Annotated in this window: 21 protein-coding genes; 12 read left to right on the top strand and 9 right to left on the bottom strand. The window is 64.7% G+C overall.

Annotated elements, in window-relative coordinates; translation table 11 throughout:
* Positions 1-115: 115 nt before the first annotated feature.
* From opgC to EI171_RS45145, 11 genes are all read left to right on the top strand, one after another.
* On the top strand, positions 116-1489 hold the full coding sequence (gene opgC, locus EI171_RS40000) for an OpgC domain-containing protein (RefSeq protein WP_202633069.1): 1374 nt from the start codon (positions 116-118) through the stop codon (positions 1487-1489).
* A 490-nt stretch (positions 1490-1979) separates the two neighbouring features.
* Positions 1980-2429 carry an IS5 family transposase gene (locus EI171_RS39995; RefSeq protein ID WP_161537172.1) on the top strand — a complete coding sequence of 150 codons (450 nt, stop codon included), beginning with the start codon at positions 1980-1982 and terminating at the stop codon, positions 2427-2429.
* An 85-nt stretch (positions 2430-2514) separates the two neighbouring features.
* Positions 2515-3048 (top strand): isoprenylcysteine carboxylmethyltransferase family protein, encoded by a 534-nt coding sequence (locus EI171_RS39990; protein ID WP_202633068.1) that lies wholly within the window; start codon positions 2515-2517, stop codon positions 3046-3048.
* A gap of 204 nt (positions 3049-3252) precedes the next feature.
* Complete coding sequence (locus EI171_RS39985) at positions 3253-4419, top strand: cytochrome P450 (RefSeq protein ID WP_161536491.1); 1167 nt, start codon at positions 3253-3255, stop codon at positions 4417-4419.
* A 383-nt stretch (positions 4420-4802) separates the two neighbouring features.
* A complete protein-coding gene (locus EI171_RS39980) occupies positions 4803-5753 on the top strand; it encodes a sulfonate ABC transporter substrate-binding protein (RefSeq protein WP_161536490.1) in 951 nt (316 codons plus the stop codon).
* Between the two features lie 2 nt (positions 5754-5755).
* A complete protein-coding gene (locus EI171_RS46510; RefSeq protein ID WP_256380408.1) occupies positions 5756-5878 on the top strand; it encodes a hypothetical protein in 123 nt (40 codons plus the stop codon).
* Between the two features lie 16 nt (positions 5879-5894).
* Positions 5895-7058, top strand: coding sequence for an FMNH2-dependent alkanesulfonate monooxygenase (gene ssuD, locus EI171_RS39975; RefSeq protein ID WP_161536489.1), 1164 nt, complete (start codon positions 5895-5897; stop codon positions 7056-7058).
* On the top strand, positions 7055-7861 hold the full coding sequence (gene ssuC / locus EI171_RS39970; RefSeq protein WP_161536488.1) for an aliphatic sulfonate ABC transporter permease SsuC: 807 nt from the start codon (positions 7055-7057) through the stop codon (positions 7859-7861). The genes ssuD and ssuC overlap by 4 nt, the downstream gene beginning before the upstream one ends.
* A 20-nt stretch (positions 7862-7881) precedes the next feature.
* Complete coding sequence (locus EI171_RS39965; protein ID WP_161536487.1) at positions 7882-8694, top strand: ATP-binding cassette domain-containing protein; 813 nt, start codon at positions 7882-7884, stop codon at positions 8692-8694.
* Positions 8695-8725: 31 nt separating this feature from the next.
* Positions 8726-9307: a flavin reductase family protein gene (locus tag EI171_RS39960; RefSeq protein ID WP_011089744.1), complete on the top strand. Its 582-nt coding sequence runs from the start codon at positions 8726-8728 to the stop codon at positions 9305-9307.
* A 96-nt stretch (positions 9308-9403) separates the two neighbouring features.
* Positions 9404-9559 carry a hypothetical protein gene (locus EI171_RS45145; protein WP_027544964.1) on the top strand — a complete coding sequence of 52 codons (156 nt, stop codon included), beginning with the start codon at positions 9404-9406 and terminating at the stop codon, positions 9557-9559.
* A 113-nt stretch (positions 9560-9672) separates the two neighbouring features.
* Here EI171_RS45145 and EI171_RS39955 read toward each other — a convergent pair whose 3' ends face one another.
* Both EI171_RS39955 and EI171_RS39950 read right to left on the bottom strand, forming a co-directional pair.
* On the bottom strand, positions 9673-10821 hold the full coding sequence (locus EI171_RS39955) for a M20 family metallopeptidase (protein WP_011089743.1): 1149 nt from the start codon (positions 10819-10821) through the stop codon (positions 9673-9675).
* Positions 10822-11090: 269 nt separating this feature from the next.
* Complete coding sequence (locus EI171_RS39950; protein ID WP_161536486.1) at positions 11091-12341, bottom strand: vanadium-dependent haloperoxidase; 1251 nt, start codon at positions 12339-12341, stop codon at positions 11091-11093.
* A 375-nt stretch (positions 12342-12716) separates the two neighbouring features.
* Here EI171_RS39950 and EI171_RS39945 point away from each other — a divergent pair, with 375 nt between their 5' ends.
* On the top strand, positions 12717-13049 hold the full coding sequence (locus EI171_RS39945; protein ID WP_028173118.1) for a GYD domain-containing protein: 333 nt from the start codon (positions 12717-12719) through the stop codon (positions 13047-13049).
* A gap of 165 nt (positions 13050-13214) precedes the next feature.
* On the opposite strand, the gene EI171_RS39940 is transcribed toward EI171_RS39945, so the two are convergent.
* The 7 genes from EI171_RS39940 to EI171_RS39910 form a co-directional block, all read right to left on the bottom strand.
* On the bottom strand, positions 13215-14600 hold the full coding sequence (locus EI171_RS39940) for a sigma-54-dependent Fis family transcriptional regulator (protein ID WP_161536485.1): 1386 nt from the start codon (positions 14598-14600) through the stop codon (positions 13215-13217).
* Positions 14601-14660: 60 nt separating this feature from the next.
* A complete protein-coding gene (gene fliN, locus EI171_RS39935; RefSeq protein ID WP_028173120.1) occupies positions 14661-15011 on the bottom strand; it encodes a flagellar motor switch protein FliN in 351 nt (116 codons plus the stop codon).
* A gap of 3 nt (positions 15012-15014) precedes the next feature.
* A complete protein-coding gene (locus EI171_RS39930; RefSeq protein ID WP_011089738.1) occupies positions 15015-15635 on the bottom strand; it encodes a FliH/SctL family protein in 621 nt (206 codons plus the stop codon).
* Positions 15635-16726: a flagellar motor switch protein FliG gene (fliG, locus tag EI171_RS39925; RefSeq protein WP_011089737.1), complete on the bottom strand. Its 1092-nt coding sequence runs from the start codon at positions 16724-16726 to the stop codon at positions 15635-15637. Before fliG ends, EI171_RS39930 begins: the two co-directional genes overlap by 1 nt.
* Positions 16727-16743: 17 nt before the next feature.
* Positions 16744-18357, bottom strand: coding sequence for a flagellar basal-body MS-ring/collar protein FliF (fliF, locus tag EI171_RS39920; protein ID WP_011089736.1), 1614 nt, complete (start codon positions 18355-18357; stop codon positions 16744-16746).
* 180 nt (positions 18358-18537) lie between these two features.
* Complete coding sequence (locus tag EI171_RS39915; RefSeq protein ID WP_002714638.1) at positions 18538-18813, bottom strand: DUF1153 domain-containing protein; 276 nt, start codon at positions 18811-18813, stop codon at positions 18538-18540.
* A 384-nt stretch (positions 18814-19197) separates the two neighbouring features.
* Positions 19198-19905: a flagellar hook assembly protein FlgD gene (locus tag EI171_RS39910; RefSeq protein WP_011089735.1), complete on the bottom strand. Its 708-nt coding sequence runs from the start codon at positions 19903-19905 to the stop codon at positions 19198-19200.
* Between the last annotated feature and the right edge of the window lie 6 nt (positions 19906-19911).

Here is a 19911-nt window from a genome sequence, read left to right as displayed (position 1 = left end):
GCCAGGAGGTTCTACCAGGCGTCGCCGTAATTCGCGGCCGGGTTCGGCGCGGCTGATGCTTTTCGTCAGTTTCGGTCCCTCTTGAAACGTGTTCGGACGCCGGACGGGGAACCAGATGCTTGATCGAACTGCCACCCTGAAGCCATTCGCAGGCGCGGTGCCGGAGCTGAACGGCTGCGGCCGCGATCTGCGCATTGATGCCTGCCGCGGCATCGCGCTCTGGTGGATCTTTCTTGACCATGTCCCCAACAACATCGGGAGTTGGCTGACGCTGCGCAACTACGGCTTCAGCGATGCGGCGGAAGTATTCATGTTTCTTTCGGGTTTGACCTGCGCGCTGTCCTACGGCAAGGCACGGCAGAGCGGGGGCTGGACCGGCGTGATCGGCCGGACGCTGTGGCGAAGCTGGGATATTTATGTCGCATTTCTACTGCTTACCGCCGCCTGCGCCATCGTGGTTCACCTCGCAGGCGGCGGCCCTCTTGCCGACAAGAGCAATACGCGCATTCTGTTGGATCAGCCGGGCGTGACGCTCGCGCACGCGGCGATCCTGCAATACCGCCCGGTGAATACCGACATCTTGCCGCTCTTCGTGCTTTATCACCTTTTGTTTGCGCCGCTGCTGTGGCTGCTGCTGCGAGCGCCGAACGCAACGCTGGGCGCGTCGCTGCTGCTTTACGCACTGGTGCACGTCTTCGGCTGGACCATCCCGGCATGGCCGAACGGCCACTGGTTCTTCAATCCGCTGGCCTGGCAGCTGCCGCTTGTGCTTGGCGCGTGGTGGATCATCGAGGGCAAGAGAGTTCGACCGTGGGTGACCTCACGCACCGTGCTTGTTCCTGCGGTTCTTTATCTGCTGATCAGCCTCATCATCGCATTGAGCTGGAGCGTCAAACCGCTGGAAGCGTTGGTCCCTCGGGCACTCCTGACGCTGTTTTACCCGATGGACAAATCGAATCTCGCTCCATTGCGACTGCTGCATTTTCTGGCCCTTGCAGTTTTGGCCGTATGGCTCATGCCTCGCGATTGGCGAGGGCTGACGACGCCGGTGATGCGTGGCGCCATTCTCTGTGGCCGGAATTCGCTGCCAATCTACTGCCTTGGCGTTCTGCTGACGCTGGCCAGCCACCTGGCGCTGCTCGACATCTCGGAGGGGCTGACGATGCAGATCGCGCTCAGTGTTGGCGGCGTCCTGGTGATGATCGTGGTGGCGGCGCTGCTGCATTTGGTCATGATCAAACCCAGGCAGCAGCTGCATGCGAAGGCCGTCGAGCAGCCAACCAGGTCTGAGCTGGTCATCAATCCCATGACAGCCAGGGCACTCGGCGTTGACATTCCGCCCGCGGTACTCGCCTGTGCCGACAAGGTTGATCGACTAAAGATGCTGTTTGCTCCGGTGCGCGAGTCCGGCTGCCGCGCGGATCCAGTGCCAGCAATCGCGCACGCCTTCGGGCCACCAGCGAAAAGTGCGGGTCAGGATGTGGATTAGATCACAAGGACCGACAAGGGACTGTGGAGCCTGCCCCTTGATCGTCCGGCCATCGTACAGGAGCCAAGGCCATGATTTCTCAACCAAGGACCCACAAGAGAGCGATGTTGATCGCGGCGTACGTGACGTTGGCCTGCGTAGCGGCATTTCTGTCGGTCAACCTGACATCACCCACCAGCGCCGCGCTCGGCGCGGACTGGCAGTGCAGCCGGTTTGCCCTCGTATTTACGACCTGCACCCCGGTGGGTTCACACGAGACCCTTTCCACTGGCATGCGCAGGCTGACCTAGGGTTAAGACCCAATTATCCATGTTGAGATTCAACGGGTTGGTCAACCGAATCGGGGGCCAACAGATGCGGGCGAACTTGTTTTGGTTTAGCGACGGGCAGTACGCGGGGAATTTGGCAGAGTATCTTCGAGGCGGCGGGCCGAACCTGCTGAACCGCCGGAACGAATGGCTCTCGACGGCACGCATGTCAAAGCGCATCGCTGCGCTGGCGGCGGAAAAGGGGGGCGTCGGAACAGGCGATTGGCATCACCAAGGGCGGGCGCAACAGCAAGATTCACGGCCTTGTCGATAAGCTGTGCCGCCCGTGGGTCTTGATCCTCACGCCTGGCAATACCGCCGACTGCACAGTCGGGCCGGCATGTGTCAGTCTGCTCGACGGCATCGCCGAGTTGCTCGGTGACAAGGCTTATGACAGCAACTCGTTCCGCAAGTCTCCGCGCAAGGACGACATCAAACCGGTGATCCCAGGCCGGTCAAATCGGAAGAAACGCATACGTCACGACAAGCAAGCCTATAAGGATCGCAACGTCATCGAGCGCTGCTACTGCAGGCTCAAGGACTTCAGGCGCATCGCAACGCGCTACGACAAACTCGCTCGGAACTACTTCTCAGCCCTGTGCCTCGTTGCCGCCGTGGCATTCTGGCTTTAGTCGTGCGCGGTTTCCGCTTTTGGGATAACGTGGCGAGCGTGTCGGCACCCGGATGACGATGGGAAACCATGACGGGGAGCTTGGAATGAGCTCGCAGCGAGTGTCGGGAACCGCCGTGCAACGAACCATTGCCGTCCTGGGCTCGGCGGTTTTCTTCGTGCTCGCCCCATGTACGCTGGCGGGGCTCGTTCCATGGTCGATCACGGGTTGGCAATTCCGGCCGCCGTTCCTTGGTCTGGAGCTGACGCGCGGCATCGGCGCGATAATGATTCTCGCAGGCGTGCCTGGGCTCGTTGACGCATTTGCGCGTTTCGCGCTGCAGGGTCTCGGCACCCCCGCGCCCATCGCGCCGACCCGGAATCTCGTGGTGACCGGTCTCTACCGTTATGTACGTAATCCAATATACGTCGCGGTCGTTGCCATCATCCTGGGTCAAGCGGTGCTGATGGGCGATTGGCGCCTCATCGTCTACGGCGCGCTGCTCTGGCTCTTCTTCCACGTCTTCGTCGTGGCGTACGAAGAACCCACGCTCGAGCGGACGTTTGGGAGTGAGTACGAGGGGTTCCGCGCCGCCGTCCCGCGCTGGATACCGCGGATGACCCCATGGCGATCGAAATGATCGGTGGCCCGCGGTTGTGCGAGCCGCTGCTCGCGACCGGTCTCGGACGCTTCACCGGCGCCGCGACCAGGCGCGCTGTCTGGCGCTCGGTTGGAATGTCGCCTCTGTCGCTTCATGGCCCTTGACGAACGTTGTCCCAACCGCTGGGGACAGACGGCAGCTCCTGAACGCGCTAGTCTGGCGGGACACAGCAGGGAGACCGCTTTGAGCACCGCGCCGCGCATCGACATCGACCCGGCCGCGTTCTGGGCCGACCCCTATCCGATGCTCGCGAACATGCGCAAGGAGGCGCCGATCGCCTTCGTGCCGCAGCTCGGCTCGACGCTGCTGACGAGCCGCGACGACATCTCGATCTCCGAGAAGCAGATCGACGTGTTCTCCTCGCACCAGCCCGCCGGCCTGATGAACCGGCTGATGGGCCACAACATGATGCGCAAGGACGGCGAGGCGCATCAGGTCGAGCGCCGTGCGATGTTTCCGACGGTGTCGCCGAAGACGGTCAAGGCGCATTGGACCGCGCTGTTCCAGGCCCATGCCGACCGCATCATCGATGCGATCGAGCCGGGGCGGATCGACTTCATGCGCGACTTCGCGCTGCCGTTCTCCGGCGAATGCCTGAAGTCGATCACCGGCCTCACCAATATCAGCTTTGCAGAGATGGACGCCTGGTCGCAAGGCATGATCGAGGGCATCGCCAACTATGTCGGCGATCCCGCCATCGAGGCGCGCTGCCATGCCGCGACGTCGGGCATCGATGCGGCGATCGACGACATGCTGCCGGTCATGCGCAAAAATCCCGATCAAAGCATCCTCGGTGTGCTCCTCGCGTCGGGCATGCCGATGGAAAGCGTGCGCGCAAATGTAAAGCTCGCGATATCGGGCGGCCAGAACGAGCCGCGCAAGGCGATCGCCGGCACGGTGTGGGCGCTGCTGACCCATCCCGAGCAGCTCGACCTCGTCCGGCGTGGTGAAGTCACCTGGCTCCAGGCCTTCGAGGAATATGCCCGCTGGATCTCGCCGATCGGCATGTCGCCGCGGCGCATCGCAAAGCCGTGGTCGATCCGCGACGTCGCGTTCGAGCTCGATGAGCGCGTGTTCCTGATGTTCGGTTCCGCCAACCGCGACGAGAAGCATTTCGAGCGCGCCGACCAGTTCGACGTGCGGCGCGACACCAGCAAGAGCGTCGCCTTCGGCGCCGGCCCGCATTTCTGCGCCGGTGCCTGGGCCTCGCGCGCCATGATCGCCGACGTCGCGCTGCCGACATTGTTCGCGCGTGCCGGCCGGATCGAGATTGCCGATGACGAGCCGGTGCGGATCGGCGGCTGGGCGTTCCGCGGCTTGCAGAATTTGCCGGCGAGATGGCTACACTAGGCCGGCTGGAAGGGAGCTTCGCGCCACAACAGCTCCCATTCGCCGATCATGCCATCATGCTCCTGTCTTGCCCGACGGGTCAAACGACTCGGCCTGCCGCGTAAGCTATTGATCCGACTATGGTCGGCTACTGTGCATGGGGTTGTTTTCGACGTTTTATGTTCCGGCCCTGCATCGTCGCACCAAATCCCCGCGGCTCTCACATTCGCGTGCGGAAAAATTCTCCCTGCATCATCGCGGCCGCTTGAAAGATTAATCATGCGCCCTGCCACGCGCGCAGTGCTCGCATCGCTATTTTTCCGCGTGTCTCGACACCTCCGGCAAGCCGCACCATCATTCCCTGGCGTGAATGAATGACGGCCGCATGCGGCCGGGAGTGTTGAATGCAGCGTCGGGACTTCCTGAAATTCTCCGTTGGAACGGCAGCTGCGGCTGCGTTCGCCTCGAGCGTCCGCGCGCAAGGCGCGGTGAAGGAAATTCGTATCGGCTATCAGAAGAACGGCGTGCTGGTCATCACGCGCCAGCAGGCCGCCCTGGAAAAACATTTCGCAGCCTTAGGCATCGAGGTGAAATGGGTTGAGTTCTCCTCCGGCCCGCCGATGATGGAGGCCATGAATGTCGGCAGCGTCGATTACGGCGCGGTCGGCGATTCCCCGCCGGTGTTCGCCCAGGCCGCGGGCGCCGCGATCGTCTATGCCGCCGGCCAGCCCATCACCAACGGCCAGGGCATTCTGGTGCCGAAGGATTCGCCGATCCGCGCCATCGCCGAGCTGAAGGGCAAGCGCGTCGGTTTCACCAAGGGCTCCAGCGCCCACAACATCGTGGTGCAGACGCTGGAGAAGGCGGGCCTCACCTATGCCGACATCACCCCGGTCTATCTGACGCCGCCTGACGCCGGCCCCGCCTTCGCCAACGGCAGCATCGAGGCCTGGGCGATCTGGGATCCGTACTTTGCGATCGGCGAGACGAGGCAGAACGGCCGCATCCTGATCAACGCGCGCGAGGTCACCAAGACCAATTCCTTCTACATCGCCAACCGCGACTTCGCTAGGAATCACGGCGCCATCCTGCAACAGATCGTCGACGTGACGACCGCGACGGCCAAATGGGCCGAGCAGCACCGCGACGAGGTCGCCAAATCGCTGGCGGCGGTGACAGGCATTCCCCTGGAGATCCAGACCATCGCGGCGAACCGCTCGGCCTTCGTGGTCGGTCCCGTCACCGACGACATCGTCGCGACCCAGCAGGGCGTCGCCGACCGCTTCCATAAGCTCGGCCTGATCCCCAAGCCGATCGTGATCCGCGACATCGTCTGGCGCAACCCGGCAGCCTGATCGTGCCGACCAATCTCCCCGTTTCAAAAGGTCTAGACATGAGGCGCATCGTTCTACGCGTGATCGCAGCCATCGTCATGTCGGTCGGCATCGTCGCGGCCGCCGTCGGCACGACCTACGGCTAGTCATCGGAGCCCATCCATGAGCCAATCCAAAAGCAACATCCTCTGGTTCCTGCCGACCCACGGCGACGGCCGCTATTTGGGCACCGCGACCGGCGGCCGCGAGGTCAACTTCAACTATCTGCGCCAGATCGCGCAGGCGGCCGACCAGCTCGGCTATTTCGGCGTGCTGCTGCCGACCGGGCGGTCTTGCGAGGATTCCTGGATCGTCGCCTCCTCGGTCGCGCCGTTCACCGAGCGGCTGCGCTATCTCGTGGCTGTCCGGCCCGGCCTGCAATCGCCGAGCGTGGCCGCGCGCATGACGGCGACGCTCGACCGCGTCACCAACGGCAGGCTCCTGATCAACGTCGTCACCGGCGGCGATCCCGTCGAGAACAAGGGCGACGGCATCTTCCTTGGCCACGACGAGCGCTACGAGGTCACGCGCGAGTTCCTCAACGTCTATAGCGACCTGCTCGCCGGCAAGGCCGTCAATGTCGAGGGCAAGCACATCCGCATCGAGGACGGCAAGCTGCTGTTTCCCCCGGTGCAGTCGCCGCGGCCGCCGCTCTATTTCGGCGGCTCGTCGGACGCCGGCATCGATGTTGCGGTCGATACCGTCGACAAATACCTCACCTGGGGTGAGCCGCCGGCCCAGGTTGCCGAGAAGATCGCGAAGGTGAGGGAGGTCGCGAGCGCGCGGGGCCGAAAGCTGTCCTTCGGCATTCGCCTGCACGTGATCGTCCGTGAGACCAATGAAGAGGCCTGGCGTGCGGCCAACGAGCTGATCAAGCATGTCAGCGACGACACCATCGCGCGGGCGCAGAAGAACTTTGCCCGGATGGACTCCGTCGGCCAGCAGCGCATGGCGCAGCTCCATGGCGGCAGGCGCGACAAGCTCGAGATTAGCCCGAACCTGTGGGCCGGCGTCGGCCTGGTGCGCGGCGGCGCCGGCACGGCGCTGGTCGGCGACGCCCAGACCGTCGCGGCGCGCATCAAGGAGTATCAGGATATCGGCATCGATACCTTCATCATGTCGGGCTATCCGCATCTGGAGGAAGCCTATCGCTTTGCCGAGCTGGTGTTCCCGCTGCTCTCGCTCGATCACGGCGGCAACGTGACGCGGCTGCATCACAACAGCGGTCCGTTCGGCGAGACCGTCGGCAACGACTTCCGTCCCTCCAGGTTGGCATCGCAATCATGAGCCTCATCGACAGTATTTCTCTTCCGCGCCGGGTCCGCCTGCCGCGTGCGGGCGGCTTGGTGCAGTGGATCGTGCCGCTCGCCATCGTCGCGATCTGGCAGCTCGCCTGCGTCACCGGCTTCGTGCCGACGCGCGTGCTGCCGGCGCCGAGCGACGTCGCGTTCGCCGGCTGGAAGCTGCTGCTCTCCGGCGAGCTCGCGCGCAACATCTGGGTCTCGTTCTGGCGCGCCTCGATCGGCTTCCTGATCGGCGGCAGCATCGGCTTCGCCTTCGGGCTTGCCAACGGCCTGTCGCAGCTCTCGGCAAAGCTCACCGACACCACGCTCCAGATGGTCCGCAACGTGCCGCACCTGGCGCTGATCCCGCTGGTCATCCTGTGGTTCGGCATCGACGAGAGCGCAAAGCTGTTCCTGGTGGCGCTCGGGGTGTTCTTTCCGATCTACCTCAACACGCTGCACGGCATCCGCACCGTCGATCCCCAGCTGATCGAGATGGGCCGTATCTACGGCATGAGCGACGGCGAATTGTTCCGCCGCGTGATCTTTCCGGGCGCGCTGCCCTCGATCTTCGTCGGCATCCGCTTTGCGCTCGGCATCATGTGGCTGACCCTGATCGTGGCCGAGACCATCGCGGCATCCTCGGGCCTCGGCTACATGGCGATGCAGGCGCGCGAGTTCATGCTGATCGACGTCGTCGTGCTCTCGATCCTGATCTACGCCCTGCTCGGCAAGCTCGCCGACAGCGCCTCCCGCGTGCTGGAGCGGGCGACGCTCTCCTGGCACCCCGCCTTCCAGAAACGTTGAGCAGCAATACTGGGAATCGCATGCAGACAGCCCGTCGGACCTCCCTTCCCGAAACCGAGTTCGCCAGCCGCGCCAATTTCGCGCCTCACGCCCGCGTGGTGCGCGAGGAGCGGGTGGTGCAGGCCAGGCTGCGAAAGTCCTTCGGCGACAATGAGGTGCTGCGCGGCATCGACCTGCACATCCCGGCCGGCCAGTTCGTCGCCATCGTCGGAAAGAGCGGCTGCGGCAAGAGCACGCTGCTGCGCCTGATCGCCGGCCTGGACAAGATCGATGCCGGCACCATCAGCCTTGGCAGTGACGTCCAGCCCGAGGATATCCGCGTGATGTTCCAGGAGCCGCGGCTATTACCCTGGGCGCGCGTGCTCGCCAATGTCGAGGTCGGTCTCGGCCGCGATCGCGCATCGAAGGATGCGCATGCTCGCGCCGAGAAGGCGCTGACCGAGGTCGGCCTCGCCGACAAGCGAGACCAGTGGCCCTCGGTGTTGTCGGGCGGCCAGAAGCAGCGCGTCGCGCTCGGCCGCGCGCTGGTCTCCCGTCCGCGCGTGCTGGCCTTCGACGAGCCGCTCGGCGCGCTGGACGCGCTGACCCGCATCTCGATGCAGCGGCTTCTGGAGCGGGTCTGGCGCGACCAGGGCTTTACCGCGATCCTGGTGACCCACGACGTGTCCGAGGCGGTCGCGCTGGCGGACCGGGTGCTGGTGATCGAGGAGGGCCGGATCGCCCATGACGTCGTGGTTAACGCAGCCCGGCCGCGGGAGCGCGGCTCGGCCGAGCTTGCGGGCCTCGAAGGCTCGATCCTGAGCCACCTTTTGTCGGCGGACGATCGTACCTAAATAGAGGGAACCCCGCTTCGGGGACCACGCCATGAATGTAGTGCCTCGCGATCTCATGACTGAAATCCCCGTCTCGCCCGCCGATTTCCGCGGCGCCATGCGCCACCTCACCGGCGGCGTCAGCGTCATCACCGCCGGGCGGGGCAAGGACATCAGCGGCATGACGGTGACCTCGGTCACCTCGCTGTCGGTCGAGCCGCCGACGCTGCTGGTCAGCATCAATCGCGATGCCTCGTCCTTCCCGCTGATCCGGCGTCACGGCGCCTTCGGCGTGAACATCCTCAACGCCGACCAGCTCGACGTCGCCGAACGCTTCGCCGGCAAGGGCGGGCTCAAGGGCGCAGACCGCTTCGCCGGCGCCCGGTGGGTGACGGCGGTCTCGGGAGTCCCGCTGCTGGTCGGCGCATTGTCGGCCTTCGATTGCGAGGTCGAGGAGATCGTCGAGCGGCACTCGCACGGCATCGTCATCGGCCGTGTCAGGGACGTCAGGAGTTCGACGCGGACCGCGGCGCTCGCCTATTGGCACGGCCAGTACGTCGCGGTCGACCAGGATGAAGACGCGGCAAGGCTCGCCGAGGTCAGCCTTCCCGCGCGCACCCGGCGCGGCGTTTGATCGCCGCAAAGAGGCAGCACGCAGGCTGGCCTTTTCCCTGTCATCGCTCTAGAAGCGCCCTGAGCCTCCCGTCCGGGACGGCAACGGAGCGGAACGATGAAACGCGTCGCGACCTGGGCCTTCTACGCCATCGGCGCGCTGGCGATCGCTTATCTCGCGCTCTACGCCTATGCCATGTTCAGCGGCCAGCCGATCATTCCCGGCGACCCCATCCACATTTTCCGCAAGCCCGACGCACCGAGTTATTCGTGACGCCCGAGATCTCGTAGGGTGGGCAAAGGCGCACTTGCGCCGTGCCCACCATCTTCGCTGCGAACGAAATGGTGGGCACGCTTCGCTTTGCCCGCCCTACGGAAGTTACGAATTCACCCTCTCAGAATCGCCAGCGCCAGCGCCTGTGCGCGCGGCACGATGCTGTCGATCTCGAGATATTCCTCCGGCGTGTGCGCGAGCCCGCCGACCGGGCCGAGGCCACAGATGGTCGGCGTGCCGACCGCGGCGGTGAAACCGGAATCGGCGCAGCCGCCGGAGAACTCGCCCTGGAGCGTGGTGAGGCCGACCTGCCTTGCGGCGGCCTGATAGCCTTCGAACAGCGTCTTCGAGGCCTCGCTCTGCACCACCGGCACGAACTCGCCCTTGATCGTCAGCGTTGCGCTCGTGCCCGGCACATAGGAGGTCGCGACGATTGTCTCGATCGCGGCCATCACCGTGGCGCGGTCTGCGGGATCGACATAGCGCAGATCGATCTGGCCCTCGGCATAGGGCGCCGTCGTATTGACGGACTGGCCGCCGGAGACGAGGCCGACATTGAGCGTGATGCCCTTGTCGAGATTGGTCAACGCGTGGACCTGGACGATCTTGTGCGCGAGCTCGCCGATCGCGCTGACGCCGGCGGCGAAATTGGCGCCGGAATGCGCAGCTTTGCCGGTGATGGCCAGATGCATGAAGATGCCACCCTTGCGGCCGGTGACGACGTTGCCTGTGGGGCGGCCCGGCTCGGAGTTGAACACCGCACGCGCGGCACGACCTTCGCGCTCGATCACGGGTCGCGACGAGGGCGATCCGATCTCCTCGTCGGAGGTGATCAGCACCTTGATCGGGTGCGGGCTGCCGCCGAACTTGTGGAAGGCGGTCGCCACGAAGATGTTCATCACGACGCCGGATTTCATGTCGGCGACGCCGGGGCCATAGGCGCGGTTGTCGCGGATCGTGAAGGGACGCCGTCCGGCCTCGCCCTTGCCGAACACGGTGTCGCGATGGCCCATCAGCAGCACCGGCTTCTCGTTGCTGCCGGGCTTTGTCACCTCGGCATGAATCGCATCGCCGAAGGTGGAGTTGCTCTCGCGCCGGAACGGGATGCCGTGCTCGGCGAAGTGCCGCTCGAACCGCGCCCCGACCGCATCGACGCCCTCCTTGTCATAGGACCCGGAATCGATGTTCACGACGTCGCGCAACAGATCGATCATCGCCTGCCGCTGCGACGCCAGCCAGTCCGTGATTTGAGCTTCAGACATGTTTACCCTCGTGTGGTTCTCACGCGGGGTTATACGGCCTTGCGCAGGCGCGACCTAGTCGGAGAACGCGGTGCGGCCATGCCGCCGTCTGCGGGTTTGGACGCACACTGTCTCCTCATCGTCGTCCTGGCGAAAGCCAGGACCCATACCGCGGAATCTACCGATGGAGGGCGGTAGGAGTACCGGACGACGAATCTTCGTCAAACTCCTCTCTGGGGTAATGGGTCCTGGCCTTCGCCAGGACGACACTGCGGATGTGGGCACCAGCCTTAACGCTTCGGCTCCGCCATCGCTTCCACACCGCGAAGCTGGGTCGCGACGGTCAGTGCGCCGATCTTCCGACCCATGTCCTTGCCGACCTCGGTCGAGAACCGGTAGTGAAAGCCGGCCCAGATGCGGGCGTTGGAGACTTCGTCGCTGTAGTCCTGGAGCCGCGACCATTTGCGCGTGACACCTGGTGCCGTGGAGCTGGTCAGCGAAAACTCGCCGAAATCTCCAACGACGCTCTGGAGCACGGTCGAAATCGCCGCCGACGTGATGCAGTGAGCACAGGGATATTCTGGATGCATCGGCGTTTCGCCGAGTGGCAGCCAGGACGGGTCGCGTGGCGTCGCCGGATTCGACGTCAGGTCGGCGTTGCGTATGGCGGTGATCGGTCGCCAGAGATTGTAATGGTATTTTGCATCGAACACCGCAACGAGGGCGTCGTTGCCGGCAATTGACGTCAGCGCGAACAGCCGGGCGCAGTCGACGAGATCCATGCCCTTGGCCATTGCAGCTTGCCTCACGATCGGATTGTAGGTGCGGGCACCGACAAAGAACCAGAATCGGCCGATCGTCGTTTGCTCCGGCGTCCGGGTTGTACTGCTTCGGCTGCCGACCTCGCGGATTTCATTGACATCCCGGGTCCACACCTCTGAACCAAGCGCCGGCGGCGGGCCGGGGCGAAACTGCGATCCGGAAACCATGACCCAGGGCGTCGTCGCGCCCGTGGTTGAGAACAGCGGAACGGTGGTCGGAACGTACGCGCCCGGTGTCGTCAGGGGGCGGTAAGTTTCCGGAGCGGCGCTGCCATCGTTCGCACGAAGCTCGATGATCTGCATCGCGGCCTCTTTCCCGAGGCTGATGCCGGCGATCTTGGACTCGCCGTCGGCAATCGGCGCCAGAGAATTCGTCAGCGTCGCATCCAGGTCCGGCTTGAGGTCCGGATAGACCGAAAGCAGCACGTCGTGAGCGGCAGCTGCCGCCGCAGCTTCCCGCGACGTCGAACGATCCGCGGGCAAGGAGAGCTTGTAGGGCGCGTACCGGCGGTCGATCGCGTTGACCGCCTCGAACATCGCGACGTGCATCATGGACAAGACGCGGCTGTGGGGCGCTGGAAGAATTTGCTTCTCGGCAGCGATCGCGTCGGCCTTTGCATTCCAGTCCATGATCACGTCGGCGCGTGCCAGCGACGCCGAGGCCGCGATCAGCGCTACAATCAGCGATAAGCGGGAGATGGTCCACGAGGAGCATTTCATGGCGTGCCCTTTCGATCTGAAGGACGTTTCGCGAGGCGGCTCTGGCCGACGTCGCGTCGCGCTGCCCGCGGACTCTAGCGATCTTGATGTGGCTTGATTGTGAACTGCTTCACTTGCCGCACGCGGTTCAACCGAGAAGCAGATTTTTCTCGGTCGGCAGAACAGTGGTGTCCCGAATGGGTAGGCTTGGCTTACCGTTCGCGCCGCATTATGCAGTCGGCTATAGTCGGCGCAAGCTGCCAGTTGGACGTGCCGAAGTCCGTAGCTCAATTTTCAAGGCAGCTCGCATGCCGTCGGCAGGCCGTGCCTTGCTCTCGTTTCAGGGCGTCTTTTCTAGGACGACATTGTCACGGTGTAACCTCAACGGAGAGAAACATGCCGTTGTTCATCTCGTACGTCTCATACTCAAATGCCGGTATCAAGGGAATGGTCGACAAGCCGGCCGATCGCACATCGGCCATCGGCGCGCTGGTCGAGAAGGCCGGTGGGAAGCTTCAGGGAGCTTTCATGACCACTGGTCAACACGATGCAGTGCTCGTCACGGAGTTTCCTGACGGCTCCGATGCCATTGCGATTGGAATGGTGGCGGCTGCGGCTGGCGCCGTCTCCAAGATCGAAACCGTACGCGCTTGGAAGATGAGCGAGTTCAAGAGCATCGCGGAGAAGGCTTCCAAACTCGTGAGCACCTACGTTCCGCCGGGCAAGTAGACTCGCGCGGGCGCGCTAGATCTCCCAACGTCGTCCCGGCCTAGTGCGCAATTCGCACTAGGCCGGGACGACACTTATTGTGTGGTGACTGGTTGCGTTCTCCTCAAAAAGAAAATGCCCGGGCCGAGCCCGGACATTCGCATCCTCTCGATATTCGCAGAAGCCTTACGCCCCCACCATCGGCATCCGCGGGTACTCACCCGGCGTCCCGGCTGGCGTGATCGGGATGCCGCCGTCGGCGTATTCGTTGAGCTTGTTGCGCAGCGTCCGGATCGAAATCCCCAGGATGTTGGCGGCGTGGGTGCGGTTGCCGAGGCAGTGCTTCAGCGTCTCCAGGATCAGGTCGCGTTCGACATCGGCCACTGTGCGGCCGACGAGCGCGCGCGTCACCTGCTCGGCGGCCATCGTGGCATGCGCCACGGCCGGTACCGTCTTGGCGAGGTCGAGGCGGTCGCCGTCCGGGGTGAGGATCGCGTCGGGTCCGATCTCGTCGCCCTGCGCCATCAGCACGGAGCGGTGCATGGTGTTTTCGAGCTCGCGGACGTTGCCCTGCCAGCGGTTGGTCGAGAGCACGCGGCGCGCTTCCGCCGAGATCGGGCGCACCGGCACGCCGTTGGCTTCGGCGTACTTCTTCACGAAGTGCTGGGCGAGCTCGAGGATGTCGAGGGGACGCTCGCGCAGCGGCGGGATCTTCAGGTTGACCACGTTGAGGCGGAACAGCAGGTCCTCGCGGAACGTGCCTTCGCGCACAGCCTCGGCCAAATTGCGGTTCGAGGTCGCGATGATGCGGATGTCCACCGGCACCGGCTTGGTGCCGCCGACGCGGTCGATCACGCGCTCCTGGATGGCGCGCAGCAGCTTCGATTGCAGGCGGACGTCCATCTCCGAGATTTCGTCGAGCAGCAGCGTGCCGCCGGTCGCTTCCTCGAACTTGCCGATGCGGCGGGCGATCGCGCCGGTGAAGGCGCCCTTCTCGTGGCCGAACAGCTCGGACTCCAAGAGATGCTCGGGGATCGCGGCGCAGTTGATCGAGATGAACGGGCGCTTGGCGCGCGACGAGCGGGTGTGGACGTAGCGGGCCAGCACTTCCTTGCCGGTGCCGGATTCGCCGGTGATCATCACCGAGGCATCCGAGCCTGCGATCTGCTGCGCGAGCTTGATCACCTTGGCCATCGCCTCGTCGCGATAGACCAGCTCGCGGGAATCGTTGGCGACGGCGGCCAGCACCGCCGCGATCAGCTCCGGATCCGGCGGCAGCGGGATGTATTCCTTGGCGCCGGCGCGGATCGCGGCGACAGCGGCGCGGGCGTCGTTGGTGATGCCGCAGGCGACGATCGGGGCGTGGATGTGCTCGGCCTCCAACCGCATCACGAGGTCGCGGATGTCGAGGGCGACGTCGACCAGCAGCAGGTCGGCCCCCTTGCCGCCGCGCAGCACGCGCATCGCCTGCTCGTGATCCTCGGCGTGGGTCACGGTGGCGCCGTTCTCCATCGCGATCTTGGTGGCGGTGGTGAGCTGGCCCTTCAATGTGCCAACGATGAGAAGCCGCATGTCAGTCTCCTGTCCGTCTGGTCGCGCTGCCGCGCGTCATTCCCTGCGTTCGCGCAATAATTACGTGCGTTCGGTCTTGATGATTTCGGTCATGGTCACGCCGAGCTTGTCCTCGACCAGGACGACCTCGCCGCGGGCGACCAGCTTGTTGTTGACGTAGATGTCGATGGCCTCGCCGACGCGCCGGTCGAGCTCGAGCACGGTGCCGGGCCCGAGCTTCAGGAGCTCGCCAACGTCCATCTTGGAGCGGCCGAGCACGGCCGAGACCTGCACCGGCACGTCGAACACGGCCTCGAGGTCGGCGGCGGCGCGCGCCGCATATTCGTCCTCGCTGTAGCCGACATCGGTGCCGGTTGGCGGCATCGGGCCGTTGAGATCGGGCAGCGGGACCTGTCCGTCGGTGTCGCTCATGGCTTAGCTCCCCCTGCGGGACGCGATATAGCGTCCGACCATTTCGTCGATCTTGGCCGCGATGGCGCCGCGCTCCAGCACGACGCCGCCATCGGCCCATTCGATCCGGCAATCGCCGGTCGCAATCTCCGGCTCGGCCAGGATCACCAGCCGGCCCTCGAAGCCGCTCTGCTTGGCGAGCCGCTCGATCTTCTCGCGGGCGCTGTCGTAGAGCGCGTCGTTGATGCGGACGACGAGATGCGGCGTCGCGACCAGATGCGAGAAGCAGTCCTTGACCAGCGCCACGATCTCGCCGAGCGGCTCGGCGGCGACCAGGTCGGCGCACAGCTTGCGCGCCACCGCGACCGCGACCTCCACCGCCTCGGTCTCCATCTTGATCTCGATGTTGCCCATGCCCGAGGCGACGCCCCGGATCGCGATGTTGATCTCTTCCATGGCGAGCGCGACGCGGCGGTCGCTCTCGGCCTTGGCCTCGCGCTGGCCGGCGGCAAAGCCGTCCTGATAGGCCCGCGCCTCCGCTTCCGCGACCTTCTGGGCGATCTCGGCCGCGGTCGCGGCCTTCTCGCGCGTCCGGTCCGGCGCGGCGAAGTCGGTGTCGAACAGGAATTTTGCCGGAGCGGCCATCAATACACCAGTTCGTCGTCGGCGCGGTTCTTGGTCAGCATGATCTCGCCCTTGGCGGCGAGATCCTTGGCGAGGTTGACCAGCAGCGCCTGCGCCTCGTCGACGTCGCGCAGGCGGACCGGGCCCATCGCCGCCATGTCGTCCTGGAGCATCTTGGCCGCGCGCGAGGACATGTTGCCGAAGAAGAAGTTGCGGACGTCCTCGTTGGCGCTCTTGAGCGCGACGCCGAGCTTGTCCTTGTCGACGTTGCGCATCAGGGTCTGGGCCGAGCCGGAATCCAGCTTCACGAGGTCGTCGAAGGTGAACATCAGCGCCTTGATGCGCTCGGCCGATTCCCGGTTGTCCTCTTCCAGCGAGGTGATGAAGCGGGTTTCGGTCTGGCGGTCGAAATTGTTGAAGATTTCGGCCATCACCTCGTGGGCATCGCGGCGGCGGGTCTGCGACAGGTTGGACATGAATTCGGTGCGCAGCGTCTTCTCCACGCTCTCGATCACCTCCTTCTGCACCGCTTCCATCTTCAGCATGCGGTTGACGACGTCGAGCGCGAGGTCCTCGGGGAAGATGCCGAGCACGCGCGCGGCGTGCTCCGGCTTCAGCTTCGACAGCACCACCGCGATGGTCTGCGGATATTCGTTCTTGAGATAGTTGGCGAGAACCTCTTCCTGCACGTTGGAAAGCTTCTCCCACATGTTGCGCCCGGCGGGGCCGCGGATCTCGTCCATGATGCCGTTGACGCGCTCCGGCGGCAGGTATTGCTGGAGCAGCCGTTCGGTGGCGTCGAAATTGCCCATCAGCGCGCCCGAGGCCGACATGCGCGAGACGAACTCGAGCAGCATGTCCTCGACCGTGTCGACCTCGACGGTGCCGAGCGTCGACATTTCCAGCGAAAGCTGGCGCACCTCGTCGTCGTCGAGCATCGACCAGATCTTGCCGCCGTACTGCTCGCCCAGCGCCAGCATCAGGATCGCGGCGCGCTTGGGTCCCGCCACCGCCTCGGTCTTGGCGCCCGCACGGCTGCCCTGGCGGGCGCCGAGCGTCGAGATCACGCTGGTGATGTCGTTGGAGTTGGCGTTTTGCAGGTTGGCGGCCATGTCAGTTCACTTCTCGATCATTTCGCGGGTTCGGTCAGCCATTGGCGAATGATGGCGACGGTTTCGTTGGGGTTGCGTTCGGCGAGCTCGCCGACACGATGAACTGACTGGGCGTGGACCTGGCCCTGGATGGTTGCCACGTCGATCGCGCTGGCGGCGCCGCCGGGCAGCAGCGCCTGGCCGGCGGCCGGCGCGGCCTCGTCCGAGGCGGCCGGGCCGGAGAGCACGCCACTGATGGCGGCGGCGACCTCGTCGGAAGCCAGGATGCGCTTGACCAGCGGGCGGATCACCATGAACAGCACGACCAGGCCGAGCAGCATCATCACGCCGAGCTCGACGAAGTACATGACGTCGTCCTTGGTGAACTGGAGCATGCCGAGGAAGCCCGACGGCTCGGCGATCGGGGCGGTGGAGGGGGCATCGGCAAAGCGCAGATTGACGACCTCGACCTGGTCGCCGCGCTTCTGGTCGAAGCCGATGGCCGAGCGCACCAGGGTCGCGATGCGGTCGAGCTGCTCCTTGGTGCGGTCCTGATAGGCCAGCTCGCCCTTGTCGTTCTTGCTGTAGATGCCGTCGACCAGCACCGCGACGGAGATGCGGTTGACCCGGCCGGCTTCCGTCACCTCGGTCTTGGTGGTGCGGGAGATCTCGTAATTGTTGGTCTCCTCGGTCTTCTTGCTCTGGTCCTTGGCCGCGACGCCGTTGTTCTGCTGGTTGCCCGGCAGCTCGTTGTTGACGGTGACCTGGCCGTTGTTGTCGGCGGTCATGCTGCTTTCTTCGCGGGTCTGGGTAGAGCGCAGCACGCGGCCCTCGGGGTCGAACTTGTCCGAGGTCTGGGTGATCTTGTTGAAGTCGAAATCGGCGGAGAGCTGGACGCGGGCGCGGCCCGACCCGACCACCGAGGAGACGATGTCCTCGACCTGCTTGCGCATCCGCTTCTCGAAGGTGGTGCGGCGCTCGTCGCCGAGCGCCTGCTCCGGATCGGTCGCGGCGCCGTCGGCGAGCAGCTGGCCGGCCTCGTCGACGATCGAGACCCGCTGCGGCTTCAGTCCGTTGACGGCGGAGGCGACGAGATGGCGGATGGCCCTGATCTGCTGCGCCTCCAGCGCGCCGCGGACCCGCACCACAATCGAGGCGGACGGCTCCGGCGCCTCGCGCGAGAACAGCGGGCGCTCGGGCAGCACCAGATGGACGCGGGCGGCCTGGATGCGGTCGATGGCACGGATGGTGCGGGCGAGCTCGCCTTCCAGCGCGCGCAGATGATTGATGTTCTGGACGAAAGAGGTGGTGCCGAGCGCGTCCGACTTGTCGAACACCTCGTAGCCGACGCCGCCGCCCTTGGGCAGGCCGCCCTCGGCGAGCTTCATCCGCAGCCGCGTCACCTTGTCCTTGGGCACCATGATGATGGTGCCCTCATTGCGCAGCTCGAACTGGATGGCCTGGCGTTCCAGGTCCTTGATAATGCTGGAAGAATCTTCCACCGAGAGGTCGGTGAACAGCGTCGTCATCTGCGGCGTGGTGACCCGCATGATGACGAACGCGAAGAAGCCGACGAGCGCGGCGGTGACCGCGATCATCGCCCCGAAGCGGGCGGCGCCGATACCTTTTAAAAAGTCCGCAAGACCTTGCAAGCAACCGCCCCGAAGCTTCGATCCGCATTCCAGCGCGGTCGACTGGGCAATTATTGCCTAGGTGATGGTTTCGATATGGTTAACGAAGGTTAAGAGCTGGGACAAAAGTCGCGTCATGAAAAAAATCGGCCTCGCAGGGCGAGGCCGATTTTCGTCAAAAGCCGCAGATTTCCGGATCGCTTACTGGCGATATTGCTGGATGCGGGTGGTGCGAAGACCCGCCAGACCGTGCTGGTCGATGGAAAACTGCCAAGAGAGGAATTCGTCGACCGTCAGCGTATAACGGCTGCAGGCCTCCTCAAGGGAGAGAAGTCCGCCACGGACGGCGGCGACGACTTCAGCCTTGCGGCGGATGACCCAGCGTTTGGTGCCGGGTGCTGGCAGATCTGCGATCGTCAGCGGACTGCCGTCCGGCCCGATGACGTATTTTACCCTCGGGCGATGGGGTTCTGTCATGGCGTACTCACAAACTCTCAACCACTGAACTCACGCCGTAACCCTACGCGCGGCGGCTTAAAAATCCGCTAAGCCTAAGGCTTCAATACAATTCTCGTTGAAACTTGCGGGAACACGGCCGGCCCGGAGGGCTGGAGACGTAATCTCGGCCGGCCGGGCGGGTAGAAGGTAAATACTTTACTAACAAACCGGGGCCGAGCGCGACGCTGCAAAGCTCTCAACCGTCGTCCCGGGGCGCGCGGAGCGCGAGCCCGGGACCCATAACCCCAGGGAGTAGTTTGACGACGACTCGGGGTTACGGTCTCACGCGAAAACGACGTTCTGTGGTTATGGATCCCCGCCTTCGCGGGGATGACATCTCGTGTGTGGCGGCCGCGCAGGCCTTTAATTGCTGCTCGTCGCGATGATGCTCTTCACCTGGCTCAGGGTGTAGCTGGCGCCGTCGATGGTGAGCAGCGGCGGCGACTGGGTCAGGTCGACCGACGACACCACGCCCTGCACCTGCGCGGCGATGCCGACATTGTTGTTCGCGACGTCCTTGCCCGTGGCCGAGATCGTGTACTTGCCGTCGGGCCATTGCGTGCCGTCATTGCCCTGGCCGTTCCAGGTAAAGGGAATGTCGGTGCCGGCGGCGGCGGTGTATTTGCCGGTGAACACGGTCTGGCCGCTGGAATTGGCAACGGTGATGTCGACGGTCGAGTCGCTGGGCACGTTGAGATGCCAGGTCGCCGACGAGTTCTTCATGGTCGCAGTCGAGCCGTCGACCAGCGCGGTCTTGCCGACGAAGCCCAGTGCCTGGGTCGCCTGCGTGGTCTGTTGCAGCGTGACGAGCTGGGACAGCGCATCGTTGGTCTTGAGCTGCTGCTCGACGCCGGCGAACTGCACCAGCTGCTGGGTGAACTGGTTGGTGTCGAGCGGATCGAGCGGGTTCTGGTTCTGCAGCTGCGTCGTCAGCAGCGTCAGGAAGGTCTGGAAGTTGCCGGCGAGCGTCGATCCCGTGCTCGAGCTCAGCGAGTTCGACGAGGACGATTTCGGGACGTCGGTCGTGCCGGAGACGACGGAAGGGGCGGTGGCGGCATTCGTGGTGGTCATTTGCGA

Origin of the sequence: Bradyrhizobium sp. LCT2, from assembly GCF_009931255.1 — a bacterium.
GTDB classification, from domain to species: Bacteria; Pseudomonadota; Alphaproteobacteria; order Rhizobiales; family Xanthobacteraceae; genus Bradyrhizobium; species Bradyrhizobium diazoefficiens.
The sequence above is the reverse complement of the archived record's forward strand: the minus strand, read 5'-3'. Positions and strand labels throughout refer to the sequence as shown.